13 protein-coding genes are annotated in these 17,293 nt (G+C 61.9%); 2 read left to right on the top strand and 11 right to left on the bottom strand.

The annotated features are described in order from the left end of the window. The first annotated feature begins 49 nt into the window (after window positions 1-49). Window positions 50-466, top strand: coding sequence for a VOC family protein (locus tag P0Y65_20100; GenBank protein ID WEK04447.1), 417 nt, complete (start codon window positions 50-52; stop codon window positions 464-466). 56 nt (window positions 467-522) lie between these two features. Beyond that, window positions 523-1,086, top strand: a complete 564-nt coding sequence (locus P0Y65_20095) for a dihydrofolate reductase family protein (protein ID WEK04446.1) — start codon at window positions 523-525, stop codon at window positions 1,084-1,086. 55 nt (window positions 1,087-1,141) lie between these two features. On the opposite strand, the gene P0Y65_20090 is transcribed toward P0Y65_20095, so the two are convergent. The 11 genes from P0Y65_20090 to P0Y65_20040 all read right to left on the bottom strand — a co-directional run bounded on the left by P0Y65_20090 (window position 1,142) and on the right by P0Y65_20040 (window position 17,286). Beyond that, window positions 1,142-2,425 carry a branched-chain amino acid ABC transporter permease gene (locus P0Y65_20090; GenBank protein ID WEK04445.1) on the bottom strand — a complete coding sequence of 428 codons (1,284 nt, stop codon included), beginning with the start codon at window positions 2,423-2,425 and terminating at the stop codon, window positions 1,142-1,144. After that, window positions 2,422-3,426: a branched-chain amino acid ABC transporter permease gene (locus P0Y65_20085; GenBank protein ID WEK04444.1), complete on the bottom strand. Its 1,005-nt coding sequence runs from the start codon at window positions 3,424-3,426 to the stop codon at window positions 2,422-2,424. Before P0Y65_20085 ends, P0Y65_20090 begins: the two co-directional genes overlap by 4 nt. 3 nt (window positions 3,427-3,429) lie before the next feature. Continuing rightward, on the bottom strand, window positions 3,430-4,134 hold the full coding sequence (locus P0Y65_20080; protein ID WEK04443.1) for an ABC transporter ATP-binding protein: 705 nt from the start codon (window positions 4,132-4,134) through the stop codon (window positions 3,430-3,432). After that, window positions 4,134-4,916, bottom strand: coding sequence for an ABC transporter ATP-binding protein (locus tag P0Y65_20075; protein ID WEK04442.1), 783 nt, complete (start codon window positions 4,914-4,916; stop codon window positions 4,134-4,136). The genes P0Y65_20080 and P0Y65_20075 overlap by 1 nt, the downstream gene beginning before the upstream one ends. Window positions 4,917-5,019: 103 nt before the next feature. After that, window positions 5,020-5,388, bottom strand: a complete 369-nt coding sequence (locus P0Y65_20070) for a methylglyoxal synthase (GenBank protein WEK06855.1) — start codon at window positions 5,386-5,388, stop codon at window positions 5,020-5,022. Between the two features lie 31 nt (window positions 5,389-5,419). Next, window positions 5,420-5,800, bottom strand: coding sequence for a DUF1801 domain-containing protein (locus P0Y65_20065; protein WEK04441.1), 381 nt, complete (start codon window positions 5,798-5,800; stop codon window positions 5,420-5,422). A gap of 70 nt (window positions 5,801-5,870) precedes the next feature. Further along, entirely contained in the window at window positions 5,871-7,595 is a 1,725-nt protein-coding gene (locus P0Y65_20060; protein ID WEK04440.1) for a methyl-accepting chemotaxis protein, read from the bottom strand. A 432-nt stretch (window positions 7,596-8,027) separates the two neighbouring features. After that, window positions 8,028-10,433, bottom strand: a complete 2,406-nt coding sequence (locus P0Y65_20055) for a methyl-accepting chemotaxis protein (protein ID WEK04439.1) — start codon at window positions 10,431-10,433, stop codon at window positions 8,028-8,030. 170 nt (window positions 10,434-10,603) lie between these two features. Continuing rightward, complete coding sequence (locus tag P0Y65_20050) at window positions 10,604-12,634, bottom strand: methyl-accepting chemotaxis protein (protein ID WEK04438.1); 2,031 nt, start codon at window positions 12,632-12,634, stop codon at window positions 10,604-10,606. A gap of 297 nt (window positions 12,635-12,931) precedes the next feature. After that, entirely contained in the window at window positions 12,932-15,016 is a 2,085-nt protein-coding gene (locus tag P0Y65_20045; GenBank protein WEK04437.1) for a methyl-accepting chemotaxis protein, read from the bottom strand. Between the two features lie 224 nt (window positions 15,017-15,240). Continuing rightward, entirely contained in the window at window positions 15,241-17,286 is a 2,046-nt protein-coding gene (locus P0Y65_20040; protein WEK04436.1) for a methyl-accepting chemotaxis protein, read from the bottom strand. Window positions 17,287-17,293: the final 7 nt, after the last annotated feature.

Here is a 17,293-nt window from a genome sequence, read left to right as displayed (position 1 = left end):
CCGGGAGCGATCCCGGGCCTTTTTCGTTGCCCCTGTGAAGGAGAAAGCCATGGAACCCCGCATCAGCCTCGTGACCCTTGGTGTCACAGACCTCGCCCGCAGCATTGCCTTCTATGAGGCACTAGGCTGGCAACGTTCGATGAAGGAAGCGGAAGGCGTTGCCTTCTTCCAGCTCGGCGGTTTGATCCTGTCGCTCTATCCTGACCTCGCCAAGGACGCCGGTACGCCCGACATCAAGGGACCGGGCGCCTTCTCGCTGTCGCATAATGTGCGCGCGGAAGACGATGTGGATGTCATCGTCGACAAGCTGGTTTTGCTGGGTGCCACGATTACCGCGCCGACCCGCACAATGCCCTGGGGCGGGCGCGTAGCCTATCTGGCCGACCCGGATGGCTTCTCCTGGGAGATCGCCTGGAACCCCGACTTCCCCATCGCCGGGGACGGCACGATTAGCATGCCTGGCTAGACCGCTTGCAATATTGAAGCGGTTTGCTAGCATGCCCGCCTTGGTGGGAGGACATCTTGGCCAGACTGCAATATGCGATCAACGTCACGCTGGACGGCTGCTGTGACCACAGGGCCGGCATGCCCGACCCGGATATGCACCAGTTCTGGGCCGATGTCGTGGGAAGGGCCAGCGTCCTGCTCTATGGCCGCGTCACCTATCAGATGATGGAAGACGCGTGGCGCCCAATAGGCGAAAGCGGTCTGGTGCCCGATGGCATGGCCGACTGGGTGGCACCCTTTGCCCATTCCATTCACAAGGCGCGCAAAGTCGTAGCCTCCACCACGCTGACCCAACTCGACTGGAATTCCGAACTGCTGGAGGGAGACCTCGAGGCTGCAGTCGAGCGGTTGAAACGCGAGGAAGACGGGGTGATTTCTTTGGGCGGTGTCGACCTCGCCGGCCAGATCGCCGCGTTAGGCCTGATCGACGACTATGTCTTCGTGGTCAATCCGCGCATCGCCGGCCACGGCCCGACGCTTTTCGCCGGCCTGCCAGCCTATATCGACCTCAAGTTGACCAGCCAGCGGACCTTTGGCTCGGGCGCCCTGGCGCTGACCTATGAGGCTAGGCACTACTGAAAAAGCAAAGGGCCCGTCGCAAGACAGGCCCTTTCAAAGCTTGCAGCACCCAGGCCTAGCCCTCGCGCCTGACCGCTTCCGGGATCAGGCCCTTTGGCGCCCAGCGCAGGGCGATGGTGATGACCAGCCCCAGCACGAAGACACGCATCTGCGCCGAGCGGGATTCTATCTCGGGGATGGCGCCCCAGCCCACATTGCTCGACCAGTAGCTGACGAAATCGAAGATAACCTTTGCCAGCGGTTCGGAGACGACCCAGACCAGCCAGATCAGCACGGCGCCGAACACGGCACCCCAATTATTGCCGGCGCCGCCAACGATGATCATCACCCAGATCAGGAAGGTGTGGTTGATCGGCTGATAGCTCGATGGATCAAAGATCTGCGTGAAGCTGACCAGCATGGCGCCGCCAATGCCCATCAGCACCGAGCCGAAGACAAAGATTTCGAGCTGGCGGGCAGTCACATTCTTGCCCATCGAAGCCGAAGCAATGTGATTGTCGCGGATCGCCCTCATCATGCGGCCCCACGGACCGGCATAGGCACGCGAAATCAGGAACAGCGCCACCGCCAGCACGGCAATCGCCAGCAGCAGGAAGCCGCCGCGCGCGAGGATGAGCGATTCGAACTGGCTGGATCCGCTGGCCTGATAGGCCTGCGGCAGGTTGGTCGGCCACGGAATGGGAGAGACGGTCAGCGTGCCGCGAGTCAACCAGTCCATGTTCTTGATCAGCGCACGGATGATTTCCGAAATGCCGATCGTCGCGATGGCGAGATAGTCGGTGCGCAGGCCAAGCGCGATCTTGCCGACTACAAAGGCCACTGCCGCCGCCAGAACGCCGCCAAAAAGCCAGCCCAGCACCGGATGGCCACCCAGGCCACCGACAAAGCCGGCATTGGCCTCGATATAGGCCGCCGCCGGGTCGATCTGGCTGCGATAGACGCAATAGGCGACAAACCAGGCCAGCACGGTGACGAAAGTCTTCCAGCCACCGCGAATGCCGACCCTGTCACTCTGCCGCGCCCCATAAACGAGAAGCGCACCGGCCGCGAAGGCGATCAGCGCCCGGCCCAGCATCCAGGGGCCATCGGAGCCCCAGAACTGCGGATTGACCGGATAGGAGATGAAGGTAACGGCAAAGCCGCCCAGCATCAGGAAGCCCATGATGCCGAAGTTGAACAGCCCGCCATAGCCCCACTGGATATTGAGCCCCAGCGCGATCAGCGAATAGGCTGCCGCCTCGACCAGGCGCGAAGAGGTAAAGGGCAGGCCCATGGCCCAGCCGATCACAAGGATCAGCACGAACAGGCCGGCAAAGAGGGTTAGCGAACGCCGGATCATGACGAAGCTCCCTTGAAGATTCCCGTGGGACGAACCAGCAGCACGACCACGAGAATGACGAAGGCAACGGTCAGCTTGTATTCGGTAGGCACCAGCGACAGCGTTGCTGGCAATTGTGCCCATTCCGGCAACACGGCATTGAGCGGCCGCAGCACCATGGTCCAGTTGAACACGGCCAGCGACTCGGCAAAGCCGATCAGCAGGCCTCCGGCAATGGCGCCATAGGCCTGGCCGAGCCCGCCGACGATGGCGGCGGCAAAGATCGGGATGATGATGTTGAAAGCCAGATCAGGCTTGAGCGTCACATCCAGCGCCAGCATGGTGCCGGCCATGCAGGCCAGCGCCCCGGCAACCACCCAGGTCACGCGCACGACGAGCGCCGTGTTGATGCCCGAGACCTGCGCCAGATCGGCATTGTCGGCCATGGCGCGCATGCCCTTGCCCAGGCGCGAGCGGGTCAGGAAGAAGTGCAATGCCAGCACTGTAATGACCGTCACCACGATCATGATCAGCTGCGGCTCGGTGATGACCAGCGGCCTTGTCGAACCGAGAAAACTCGTGTCGATGCGGAAGACGTCCTTGGTCTCCGTCTCGAAGAACGAATAGGAGCCCGCGCCAAAGAACAGGCGGATGAGGCCCTGCACCATCAACGTGACACCGATGGAGGCGATCAGCAGGATCACCGGCTTGGCGCCGCGTTTGCGCAGCGGCGCATAAAAGCCCTTGTCGACGCCCAGCGCAAAGATGGCCGAAGCCACCATGGCGATGGGCAGGACGACAAAGCCGGTCGGGATCGGTGTCACGATGCCCCATGCCGCAAAGGCGCTGGCCAAAAGAAAGGCAAAGAAGGCGCCCGAGGTCATGAGCTCGGAATGCGCGAAATGGGCAAAGCGCAGGATGCCGAAGACCAGCGTGATGCCGACGGCGCCCAGGGCATAGATACAGCCCAGCACCGCGCCGGCAATGACCACCTGGTTGATAAAGAAGATGAATTCGGTCACGGCTCAGCCCCCGAGGAAACTTTTGGCGACTTCGGGATCGGCAATGAGCTCTTGCCCCGTGCCGGTGAAGCGGTTCTGGCCCTGTGCAAGCACAAAGCCCTTTGATGCGAAGGCCAGCGCCTGGCGCGCATTCTGCTCGACCATGAGGATGCCCACGCCTTCCTTGTTGACGCGCACGATGGTCTCGAAGATTTCGATGACATAGCGCGGCGACAGCCCTGCCGAGGGCTCGTCGAGCATCAAAAGCTTCGGCTTGCTCATCAGCGCGCGGCCCATGGCCACCATCTGGCGCTGCCCGCCCGAAAGCTCGCCCGCCGGCTGGCGGCGCTTTTCGGCCAGCACGGGGAACATTTCGTAGACCCATTGCATGGTCTCGGAGAAATCATCCTTGCGGGTGAAGGCCCCCATTTCGAGATTTTCCTCGACGCTCATCGAGGTGAAGACGTTCTTTTCCTGTGGCACGAAGCTCAGGCCCTTGGGCACCAGCTTGTCGGGCAGCGAATTGGCGATGTTCTCGCCCAAAAAATCCACCGTGCCGCCGGTGACCTTGAGCAGGCCGAAGATGGCCTTGAGCGTGGTCGACTTGCCGGCGCCATTGGGGCCGACGATCACGCCGATATCGCTTTGCTCGATGGCCATGTTGACGCCATTGAGGATCGGCGCGCCGCCGTAGCCGCCGACGACGTGCTTGAGTTGCAACAGGGCCATTACGCTACCTCGACCGGAGTGCCGAAATAGGCTTCGACGATTTGGGGATTGGCGCGGATTTCGGCCATCGGGCCTTCGGCGATCTTTTCGCCCTGCGCCATTACGATGACCGGATCGCAGAGGCGACCGATCAGATCCATGTCATGCTCGATGACAAAGAACGTATAGCCCAGCTCCTTGTTCATCCGCTCGATATTGGCGGCCAGGTCGTTGAGCAGCGTCTTGTTGACGCCGGCCGCAACTTCGTCGAGCAGCACGACCTTGGCATCGACCATCATGGTGCGGCCCAGCTCGAGCAGCTTTTTCTGACCGCCCGAGAGATTGCCGGCCAGTTCGTTGCGCACATGGCCGAGCTTCAGAAAATCGATGACATCGAGCGCCTTCTTGCGCACTTCCGTCTCGCGCGAGCGGACCAGGCCCGGCCGGAACCAGGTTTGCATCAGATGCTCACCCGGCTGGTCGCCCGGCACCATCATCAGGTTTTCGAGCGCCGTCATCTGGCTGAATTCATGCGCGATTTGGAAAGTGCGCAGCATGCCGGTGCGGAACAGTTCATGCGGCTTGAAGCCGGTAACGTCCTTGCCGTCAAAGATCACCGCGCCCTCGTCGGGCACGATATTGCCGGCAACGATATTGAACAGCGTCGATTTGCCAGCGCCATTGGGCCCGATCAGCCCGGTCACCGAGCCGCGTCGCACCGAGAGCGAGCAATTGTTGACGGCCGTCAGCCCGCCAAAGCGTTTTGTGACGTTGCGAACGTCAATTACCAAGTCAGAGGACACGAGCCCGTCCCGATTTTCCTAATGCCAAGTCGTGCCGGTTTTTATTCCGGCTATTTTGCGGCATCTGCTCATAAGGCGGGCAATGGGTCAACTAACTGGTCCGTCAGAGATAGGCGAGGACCGCGTCGGCTGTGGATTTGTTGTTGGCGCAGGGCACGTCATAGAGCGTTGCGAGGCGGGTCAGGGCTTTGACATCGACGTCATGCGGCTGGGCCGAGAGCGGATCGATGAAAAAGATCAGCATGTCGAGCTTGCCTTCGCAGATCATCGCGCCGAGCTGCTGATCGCCGCCCAAAGGACCACTCTTGAGCAGGGTCACCGTCATGCCGGTGGCGGCCATGACGCGGCTGCCCGTGGTACCTGTGCCCCAAAGCTCGTGCTGTGCCAGCTTGTGCTTGTGATGCTCGGCCCAGCGGCAGAGATCGTCCTTCTTGTCGTCGTGAGCCACGAGCCCGATGCGCGCCATGAGCAATCTCCATGCTGGAGACTGCTTCAAGCATGCTTCAGGCAAAGAGGGCAATGGCCTCGCCCAGCAACATGCCGATCCGGTCGACCGGAATATCATCACCCGGAACAAGCCGCAGATAGCGCCCGCTCTTGAGGCCGTCGCCTTCGAGCAACCCATCGCCATGCGCCAGCATCCGGCCATGCTCGAAATAGAGCGACACGCGGTCGGGATGGGGAAAGACGGAACAGAGATGGCCGGCCTGGCCATGACGGAAATTGACCGAGCGCCAGCCCGTCATCACCTTGCCGCTAAGGCCGGGATGCGCGGCAACCAGCGCCACCAGCCGGGCCGTCAATTCGCCCACCGGCGCCGGCAAGGGCGCGACCAGTTCGGCGAAGCTTTTCGAATAGACGGGATCGATGACGGAGGTGAGCATGATGGCAGCCCGGGTTGTGACGCCGGGCCACCCTTCATCCGAGGTCCTGACAGAGCCTGTCAGCAGACCGCTAGAACTCGTTCCAGTCCTCGGAAACCGCTGCATTGCCGACCGTGCGCAAGGCTGGCTTGTAGCGCGAGACCGACGACTGCACCGGCGGCGCCGAGCGGGCTGGCGGCGACAGCGGCATCTTTTCGTCCAGCTTGAAAATCTCGACGATATGGTCGAGTTCGCTGGCCTGTGCCTCGGTCTGTTCGATCGCGGCATTGGTTTCTTCCACCAGCGCTGCGTTGTGTTGCGTCATCTCGTCCATCAGCCGAACCGCAACCGACACCTCTCCGAGCGAAGAGGACTGCTCGCTATTGGCCTGGGCAATGGAATCGATCAGCGCGGAGCTTTCCTGAGCGCCGGTGACGATATCCTTGAGCTTGCTGGCCACCTGGCCGACGAGGCGCGATCCCGCCTTGACCTCGCTGGCACTGGCCTCGATCAGCACCTTGACCTCGCTCGATGCCTGCGCCGCCGACTGCGCCAGTCGCCGCACTTCAACCGCCACAACGGCAAAACCCTTGCCGGCATCGCCCGCCCGCGCTGCTTCGACCGAAGCGTTCAGGGCGAGCAGATTGGTCTGGAAGGCGATGTCGTCGATCAGCCCGATGATGTTGGAAATCTTGGCCGAGGAGGATTCAATAGCATCCATTGCCGTATTGGCCTGTGACATCACTGAACCGCCTTCCGTGGCGCTGGTCGCTACAGCCTTGGCCTTTTGGCTTGCCGTGGCAGCACGATCGGCATTGGCATGCACCGCGCTCGACAGCTGCTCGACCGAGGCGGAGGTTTCCTCGATCGTGGCCGCCTGCTTGGTGGTGCGTTCCGACAGGTCATTGGCACCGGCGAGGATTTCCCCGGTCGCATTCTTGAGCGAGCGCGATGTGCTGCGCAGGCTCGAAACGATATCCAGCAGCCGGCTCAGCGAGCGGTTGAAGGCCTGTCGCAGCTGCTCGTATTCCCCGGTAAACTCGGTATCGATCCGCCCGCTGAGATCGCCTTCCGCCATCTTGGCAAGGCTTGAGCTGAGCTGGGCAATAATCCCCTCGGCGCGTTTGCGCTCCGTGATGTCGGTGGCAAATTTGACCACCTTGACCGGCCGCCCCTGCGCATCGAGCACGGGATTATAGGAGGCCTGGATCCAGATTGGTTGTCCATTCTTGCCGACGCGCTGGAATTCGCCCGCCACATATTCGCCGCTGCGCAGCCGTTCCCAGAACTGGCGATATTCGGCGCTCGAGGCATGGGTGGGATCGACAAACATGCGATGATGCCTGCCGGTGATTTCGTCGAGCGAATAGCCCAGAGTGGCGAGGAAATTTTCGTTGGCATTCCGGATGGTGCCGTCGAGACCGAACTCGATCACCGCCTGCGCGCGCGAGATGGCCGCGATCTGCGCCTCGTGGTCGGCTGACTGGTTTTTCTGCTGGGTAATGTCGGTGGCGAACTTGATCACCTTGATCGGCTTGCCACGCTTGTCGAAAACCGGATTGTAGGTCGCCTGGATCCACACTTCACGGCCGCCCTTGGCAATACGCCGATAGGCTGCTGACTGGAACTGGCCATGCGCCAGATCGGTCCAGAACTGCTTGTATTCCGGCGAGTTGGCCTCCTCCGGGTCGACGAAAATGCGGTGGTGCTTGCCCTGGATTTCGCTGAGCTGATAGCCGAGCGCTGCCAGAAAATTGTCGTTGGCGGTAATGATGGTACCATCGAGATTGAATTCGATGACCGCCTGGCTGCGCATGATGGCATCCACCTTGGCCCTGTCATCATCCCTGTTTTGACGCGAGAAAATTCCCATCGAGAAGGCCCTCCAGCCTCTGATCATGCCGCGTGGCGGCGCTCGAAATCTGCTGATGTGGTGTGAAACAGGATTGCGAGCCAACCCGGGCCTGGGCTGCTGCTCTCGCAGGCATATGGAGGGCATTTCCCATATCCGGCACAGCCCGCTGGTGGGGCTGTCATTGGTTCTATGCAGGAGACAAGTGGGATCATGGCCGACCGCGCCTTGCCACCGCCGATCCCAACCGGCGATGAAGTTTCTGTGATCTGCGTCCCGGCTGCGATCCTGCGCGCGAAAGGTTAATGGAGCGCCAATTTCAGGATCGGAACAAATAAAAAGGGCGCAACAAATGCGCCCTTCTACGTAGTTCACCGTCGCTGCAAAGTCTTAACGTCAGGCCCGGCGGCGCTGCGGCAGATCCAGCTCTACGCCGCGGACGGCATCCGTCAGGGTAAAGACTCCGATCACCCGGTCCAGCTCGCCCGCCTGCGCCTCGGTCTGCTCGATGGCGGCATTGGTTTCTTCCACCAGCGCCGCATTGTGCTGGGTCATCTCGTCCATCTGCCGCACAGCGGTCGTCACCTCGTCGATGGCCCCCGCCTGCTCGCGGCTGGCCTTGGCGATCGCATCGAGCAGACTGGCATTGGCTCGGATCGCCTCCTGCACGCCCACCAGCCGCTCGGCGGCGCTGGCGACGAGTTTGGTACCGCCCTGCACTTCGCTGGCACTCTGCTCGATCAGCGCCTTGATCTGCGAGGATGCCTCGGCCGAGGACTGCGCCAGGCGCCGCACTTCCACCGCCACCACGGCGAACCCATTGCCGGCATCACCGGCACGCGCGGCCTCGACCGAGGCATTGAGCGCCAGCAGGTTGGTCTGGAATGCGATGTCGTCGATCATGCCGATAATGTTGGAAATCTTGGCCGAAGACTGGGTGATGCGCTCCATGGCGCCCGTGGCTTCGACCATGACCGCGCCACTCGCCTCGGCTTCGGCCGAGACCGCACGGGCCTTCTGGCTGGCCTGCTCGGCCTGGCCGGCATTGTCGACCACCGTGCGGCTAAGCTGCTCGATCGCCGCACTGGTCTCCTCGATGGTCGCCGCCTGGCGCGTCGTGCGTTCGGACAGGTCATTGGCACCCGAAAGAATTTCGCTGGTAGCGGTCTTGAGTGCTCCAGACGTGCCGCGCAACTGGGTGACGATCTGGCCGAGCTGTGTCGCCACCCCATTGGTGTCTTCCTGCAGCCGCGCGAAGGCGCCCTTGTAGTGGCCCTCCATGCGCTGGCTGAGATCGGCCCGCGCCAGCGCCGCCAGCACCGTGCCGGTCTCCGCTAGTCCTTGATCGACCGAAGCCACGAGGTTGTTGACGTTCTGCGCCAGGCGACGCAGCTCGTCGTCCGCCGGCTCAATGCGAATGCGGTGGCTGAAATCGCCGTCGAGCGCCGCATCGACCACCTGGCCGATTTCAAGCTGTAGCGCCTGGATCACGCGCACTTCGCCGGCACGTTCGGCGCTGCTGTCCAGTTCGGCCGCACGCAGGTCGCGCATCTTGAGGCCATTGGCGCGGAACACATCCACGGCGTCCGCCATATGGCCAAGCTCGTCCGCGCGATCGAGACCCGGGACGGCGATGTCGAGCCTGTCGCCCGCGAGCTCGGTCATCGCATTGGTCAGACGCGAAATGGGCCGGGTTATGGTGCGGGCAATGAGCACACTGTTGATCGCAGCCAGCGCCAGCAACACTGCGCCGATCACCAGCATGGTATTGCGCAGGCCGGCGGCCGGCGCCTCGATATCTGCCTTGCTTTCGAGCGACACCACGGCCCAGTCCACACCGCCAAAGCTCAGGGGCTCGGCTTCGGCGACATAGGTCTCCCCGTCATGGTGCCGCATCTCGCCCATGCCGGGCGTTCCGCCCAGCGCGGCGCTGACCACATCGCCCTGAAGGGAAAGCTGCAGGACGTCATTGCCGGCGGTCTTGGCCGAGTCGCTGCGCGCCAGCCCGTCCTGCCCGACAAGATAGGTTTCTCCGCTCTCGCCCAGACCCTCGGTACGGGCCAGCACTTCGCCGATTCGGCTCGTCGGCATCTGGAAGGCCAGCACGCCAATCAGAAAGCCCTGGTCATAGACGGGCGCGGCAATGAAGCCGGCCGGCGCGCCAGCACTTGGACCATAGGGCGCAAAGTCGGTGAGAAACACCTGTCCTTCTTGGCCTGCCATGGCGAGGCGCACAACGCGGCCCAGGTCGCTATCGGCCCATGGCCCCCCGTTTTCGGCGAAATTGGTGCCGAAATCGGCTTCCTTGGCGACCGAATAGACATTGTTGAAATCGGTATCGAACAGGAAGACGTCGTAATAGCCGCGTTTGCTCAGCAGGTCGCGGAAGTCGGCATGAAGGCTCCGATGATGCAGGTCATAGACCGGCACCTTGTCGGAGCTGTCGAGCAGCATACGCTCGGCGGGAGCATTGGGATTGGTTGTGATATAGGCGTCCTGCAGCAGTTCGGTCGGATCGCCCTGACCCTTCATCGAGCGCATGGCGCCCGAGAACAGGTCGATGCTGGCGGCGATTTCCGACCGCCCGGCAAACAGCGTTAGGTCTTCGGCCATTTCCGTCAGATAGGCATCGAGCGCCGACCTTGCATTGACGGCTGCCGACGTCAGGCGTTGCTCGGCCTGGTCGTTGACGATGGCGCTACTGGCAAAATAGGCGGCGAAAGCCAGGCTCGCGCCGGTGACCAGCGCGATGGCGACAACCATTGCGGGCAGTTTGAAGGCAAGTTTGAGCTGGCTGGCCATGACGGTCTTCCGGAGTTGCGGCAATACTGCCTGTAAGGCACGCCCGCAGCTCCTCTCCACGGTCATGACGTGGAATCCACCATAGAAAGCATATGGTTAAATAAGCGCTTCATTCGAATTTATTGAGTGCGTCGGAGCGGCCATCTCGCGACGACCGCTCCCGACAGGCTCTAGAATTCGCTCCAGTCCGTAGCCAGCGCTGCATTGCCCTGGCTGAGATAGGAGGCCGCAGCGTTCCTGACGCTTACCGGCTTGCGCGAGGCTACAGGCGCTGCCGGAGCAATGCTTCGGGGCGCCGGGGCAGAGCCATGGGTGTGGAACACGGCAACGATGTCATCGAGCGCGCTGGCTTGCGCCTCAGTCTGTTCGATGGCGGCATTGGTTTCTTCGACCAGCGCCGCATTGTGTTGCGTCATCTCGTCCATCTGTCGCACCGCGACATTGACCTCGTCGATCGCCGCAGCCTGTTCATTGCTGTCCCGCGCAATGCCGTCCATCAACTGGTTGTTCGAGCGCGCCGCATCGAGCATGGCCGTCAGTCGCGCCGCCGCATCCGAGACCAGGCGCGAACCGAGCCCGACCTCGCCGGCCGATTGCTCGATCAGCACCTTCACATCGGACGAGGCAGATGCCGCCGACTGCGCCAGGCGGCGCACTTCCACCGCCACCACGGCGAAGCCCTTGCCGGCATCACCGGCGCGCGCCGCCTCGACAGAGGCATTGAGCGCCAGGAGATTGGTCTGAAAGGCGATATCGTCGATCATGCCGATGATATTGGAAATCTTGCCCGAACTGGTTTCAATCGCCGCCATGGCCTCATTGGCCTTGGCCATCACCTGCCCGCCTTCTTCGGCAGTGCGGGTCACTTCGGCCGCATTTAGGCTGGCATCCTTGGCGCGCTGGGCATTCTGCAGCACGGTGGAAGCCAGTTGCTCCATGGCAGCCGAAGTCTCCTCGATCGTCGCTGCCTGCTTGGTCGTACGTTCGGACAGATCATTGGCACCGGCGAGAATTTCACCCGTCGCCACGCGCAGGGAGCGCGAGGTATTGCGCAATTGGGTCACCACATCGGTCAGCTTGTCACCCACCGCATTGGTATCGGCCTTGAGCTGGGCGAAGGCGCCCTGATACTGACCCTCGACACGCTTGGTAAGATCGGTATTGGCCAGCGCCGTCAGCACCTGGCCGCTCTCCTCAAGTCCGCGATCGACCGTCGAGACAAGGCTGTTGACGCTGCTGGCAAGACCATTGAGCTCGGGATCGGGGAATTCGGCCTCGACGCGACGGGTGAAGTCCCCGGCAATCGCCGCATCCACAACATTGCCGAAGGCCGACTGCAGCTCGCTCATCATCTGCTGGCGGTTCTTCTGGTCGGAAATGATGCGGGCCGCTTCTGCCTCGGTCATCTGGCTGACCTTGAGCCCGTTCTCACGGAACACTTCCACGGCGCGCGCCATGGCGCCGATCTCATCGCGACGATCCTGACCTTCAAGCACGATCGAGAAGTCATTGTCGGCGATGCGCGTCATATCCTGGGTGAGGCCTGTGACCGGCTTGCTGATGGCGCGGGCAATCAGGCCGCCCAACAGCAGTACGCTCGCCATTACGCCCAGCGTGATCAGCGCGCTGGTGATCGCCGCCTGCCAGAAAATGGCTTCCACCGTGGTCATCAGCACGCCCGAGGCAATTACCCACCCCCAGGGCTCGAAAGCCTGGGCATAGGTGACCTTGTCCTTGAACGCACCGTCCTTGTCCTTGAAGGCATAATTGATGAAATAGGAGCCCTGCGTCTTGGCCTGCGTGATCAGCTCGTCGAGATAGAGCTTGCCATTGCCGTCGGTCACGTCCTTGCGGTTGGTGCCCTGCTTTTCCGGCTGATAGGCATGCATGACGTTGATGTAGTCGTAATTGTCGACGAAGAGATATTCCTCGCCCTGGTAGCGCACGGCCCGCAATGAATCGAGCGCCTCTGCTTGCGCCGCTTCGGTCGTCATCGTGCCCGCCTGGGCCAGTTCGTAGTAATGCTCGACAATGCTCGCGCCGGTCTGCACCACGGACTGGATTTCCGTGCGCTTGAACTGGTCCAGACTCTGCCGCAGGGCGAACAGCTGATAGGCCACCACGGCCGCAAAGCCGATGGCAAAAACGAACAGCAGGCTATAGAGCCGCCGGGCAATGCTGCCTGTGAAGAGATGGGTCACCGATAGGCTCCGAACGTCTGGACGGGCATGCGGGCGGGATCGACGGGCAATAGGTGCCTCGCTCCGGGGCAAGACCTGCCCGGATCCGCAGCCACGATATGTGGATGGATATGGAATATACGAACGCCTGGCTCCTCCGGCGGCCCCGTTTCCCAGGCGTGGCTGCCATAATCTGCTACTGCGTCCGATGGTCACACTGTGGCAAAGGCAGTTAATGGCCAGTAAAATACTAAAGGTCTGACACCAAATAAAAATGGACGCCACTGGCGCCCATTTCATGCGTTTTACAGGTGAATTCTAGAATTCAGACCAGTCACTTGAAATCGCTGCATTGCCGTCGCTGAGATAGCTCTGCTTGACCGACTGCATTCGGCGCGAGGCGTCGCGCGGCGCCGCAACTGGCGGCGCGGCGACAGGCGCAGCAGACCGCTTGGGCGCACGACCATCGAGCGTGAACACGTCAACGACACGGTCCAGCTCACTCGCCTGCGCCTCGGTCTGCTCGATAGCGGCGTTGGTCTCTTCCACCAGAGCCGCATTGTGCTGGGTCATCTCGTCGAGCTGGCGCACGGCGACCGTCACTTCGTCGATGGCCGACGCCTGCTCGCGGCTGGCCTTGGCGATGGATTGCATCATGCTGGCATTCTCGTTGACTGCGGCGAGCATGGCCGACAATTGTTCGGACGCACTCGACACAAGGCGCGATCCACCCTGCACTTCGCCGGACGACTGTTCGATCAGCGCCTTGATCTCCGAAGATGCCTCGGCCGAGGACTGCGCCAGGCGCCGCACTTCCACGGCGACCACCGCAAAGCCCTTGCCGGCATCGCCGGCGCGCGCCGCTTCCACCGACGCATTGAGCGCCAGCAGATTGGTCTGGAAGGCGATATCGTCGATCATGCCAATGATATTGGAGATCTTGGCCGAGCTCGACGTGATCCGCTCCATGGCTTCATTGGCCTGGTTCATCGTCTCTCCGCTCTGCGTCGCGCTGCGCGAAACGGTCTGCGCCTTGCCGCTGGCATCCTCCGCCATGCGGGCATTGTCGGCCACCGTCGACGCCAGCTGCTCCATGGCAGCGGACGTCTCTTCGATCGTCGCTGCCTGCTTGGTGGTGCGTTCGGAAAGATCGTTCATGCCCGAAAGGATTTCGCCGGTCGCCTGCTTCAGCGAGCCGGAAATATGCTGCGCACTGCCGACGATCTCGGTCAGCTTTTCGCTGACTGCATTGGTGTCGGTCTTGAGCTTGGCAAAGGCGCCCTTGTATTCGCCCTGCATGCGATGGGTCAGGTCGGTATTGGCCAAAGCGCCCAGCACCACACCGGTTTCGCCGATGCCACGATCCACGGTTTCGACCAGCGAATTGACGCCTTGCGAGAGTGCATTGAGTTCGGCATCGGGGAATTGCGCATGCACGCGCTTGGAAAAGTCGCCGGCAATCGCCGCATCCACCACTTCGCCGAATGCCGCCTGCAGCGCCACCATCATATCGGTACGCTCGATACGGCGGCGCTGGGCAGCAGCGCGCTCTTCCTCGGTCATCTGGCTGATCTTGAGGCCGTTTTCGCGGAATACTTCCACAGCACGCGCCATTTCGCCCACTTCATTGCCGCGACGCGTGAAGGGCACCTCGAGCTCATAGTCGCCATCGGCCACCTGCTTCATCGTCTTGGCGAGGCGCGGTACCGGCGACATCATGATGCGCGACAACACATAGCCAATGGTGCCGAGCACAGCGAGCGTGATCAGGCCGACGACCAGCATGATCATCAGCGTATTGTAGAGGACGCCATCGATCTTGCTGCGGTCGATGCCGACAAACACGATGCCGACCGGCTTGCCAGCCTGGTCGAGGATCGGCTGATAGGCCGTGTAATAGGGTTTTCCGGTGATCGTGGCCTCGCCGAAATATGGCTGGCCGCTCATCATCGCCGCATAAGCCGGGCTGGCCTGGCCCAATGATGTGCCGAGGATGCGATTGCCGTCGTTGCCCAAGATGGTCGTGGTGAGTCGCACGAAATCCTGGCTGGCCTCGTCCCAGGCAAAGATCGTCGCCGCTTCTCCGGTCACGCGGGCAATGGAATCCACCATCTCATGGCTGAGGAATTCCTGTGGCATGGCCCAGGCCCGGATCGCCTCAATATGGTCATCGGCTGTCCACGTCACCTCGGCGCCGGGCAGGCTGGTCTGCAGGATCGTCGCCGCCATCTCGAGGTTCACGACCTGCTGATTGGCCGCTGTCTCTCGCGTCGATGCATTGAGGTTGACGTAGATCGCAGCCGTTACGGCAGCGACCGACACGATGATGGCCGAGATGACCAATGCCGCGATCATCGTGGTCAACTTGATATTGTTGAACGACCGCGAAATACCCTTGAACATATTCTATGCCCCTAAGAACCCAGGCGCGGGCACGAGTAATCCGACCGCCTTTAGTGAGTCAAATTACCAGCAGGGACTTAATTGAAAGTTTAGCATGATGTTCGGAATAATTTCGGAATAGGCGCGTAATGCAACGACAGCTACAATGTTGTTTTTACTAGACTGTTTGTTAAAACTGAGAGGCGGCAGTCCGGATATTTTTACCGGACCACCCGGTAGCAAGGCTAGAATTCGTCCCAATCGGCTGCCACGGCGGCATTGCCATGCGACGCGAAACTAGCCGAAGCGGCAGCAAGGCGCTGCTGCAGGTTGCGTGCTCCGGCTCGGGGAGCAGGCTCGGGCGCGACGGCGCTCCGGACTGGCGTTTCGCCGCGCGCAATCCTGAATACTTCCACGATCCGGTCGAGCTCGCTCGCCTGCGCCTCGGTCTGCTCGATAGCGGCATTGGTTTCTTCCACCAGCGCCGCATTGTGCTGGGTCATTTCGTCCATGGTCCGGACCGCTGTCGAGACCTCCTCGATGGCCGACGCCTGTTCGCGGCTGTCATTGGCGATGGATTCGAGCAGGTTGTTGTTGTCGCGCACGCCATCCAGCATGGCTTCAAGCTTGCCAGCAGCGTCCCCGACCAGCTTGGAGCCAGACTTGACCTCCCCCGCGGACTGCTCGATCAGCGCCTTGACATCGGATGAGGCAGAGGCTGCCGACTGTGCCAGGCGACGAACTTCGACAGCAACCACGGCAAAGCCCTTGCCGGCATCCCCGGCGCGGGCCGCTTCAACCGATGCGTTCAGCGCCAGAAGGTTGGTCTGGAAAGCAATGTCATCGATCATGCCGATGATGTTGGAAATCTTGGCCGAGGACTGCGTGATGCGCTCCATGGCAGAAGTTGCCTGATCCATCACCTGACCACCCTCTTCGGCAGTCCGCGTCACCCGAATGGCGCCGGCGCTGGCATCCTTGGCGCGCTGGGCATTGCGCAGCACGGTCGCTGCAAGCTGCTCCATGGCAGCGGAGGTTTCCTCGATCGTCGCGGCCTGCTTGGTGGTGCGCTCGGACAGGTCGTTAGCGCCGGAGAGGATTTCGCCCGTCGCGGTCTTGAGCGAACCGGAGGTGTGGCGGAGCTGGCCGACCACTTCGGTCAGCTTGTCGGCCACGGCATTGATGTCACTCTTGAGGGTCGCGAAGGCGCCCTGGTAATCGCCCTCCATCCGCTCGGTCAGATCGGTATTGGCCATGGCGCCCAGCACCTGGCCCATTTCCGTCACACCGCGATTGAAGGTTGAAACCAGCTCGTTGATGCCGCGGGCCAGGCCGTTGAGCTCAGGGTCGGGAAATTCTGCCGTCACCTGCCGGCTGAAGTCGCCCGCCACCGCGGCATCGACCACCGCGCCGAAAGCGGACTGCAGCTCGCTCATCATCTGCTGGCGGCTTTCCTGCTCGGCAACGATCCGTGCCGCTTCCGCCTCGGTCATCTGGCTGACGCGCAGCCCGTTCTGGCGGAACACCTCAACAGCGCGCGCCATGCCACCAACTTCATTGCCCAGCCCTGTATAGGGCACGTCAGTGGCGTAATTGCCTTCGGCAATCGCCTCCATCGACCCTGCCAGCTTGGGGATCGGCCGAGTGATAATGCGTGACAGCAGCAGGCCGATCAGGCCCAGCACCACGACAACGCCACCGCCTACCATCAGGATCAGCCCGAGCACACCATTGGCCGCCGCCTCGATATTGACCATGGGCGTGCCGACGAAGATCGCGCCCATCACTTCGCCGCTCATCTTCTCGATCGGCTGCAAGGCGACAAAATAGCTGATACCATTGACTAGCATCGCGCCGGAATAGGGCAGACCTTCCATCAGCGTGGCATAGATCGGATCGGCGGGGTCGATGACCAGATCGGTCACCCGCGTACCATCAGCGGCCTCGATGCTCGTGGTCTTGCCATGCATGACCTTTGTCGTCGCGTCGACGACGTAGATCGTTGCGTCCTGTCGCGTGACGCGGGTCACCGAGTCGATGATCTCGGTGTCATAAAAGGGAGGCACGGCCCAGCTCTGGAAGGCATCCATCGTGCCCTCCGGCGTCCAGTTCAGCACAGAGCCGGAAATGCGACGCTCAAGGATCGTCGCCGCCACCGCCAGGTTGGTATCCTGTTGCAGCTTGCTGTCTTCCATCGAGCCGGCATGCAGGTTTATGTAGATCGCGCCCGAAACGGCGGCGATGGAACCGATGATGGAAACGAGGACCAGCGCCGCAATTGCAGTGGTCATCCGGATA

Origin of the sequence: Candidatus Devosia phytovorans, assembly GCA_029202405.1 — a bacterium.
Classification (GTDB): domain Bacteria; phylum Pseudomonadota; class Alphaproteobacteria; order Rhizobiales; family Devosiaceae; genus Devosia; species Devosia phytovorans.
This window is presented reverse-complemented; position numbering and strand designations above follow the sequence as displayed.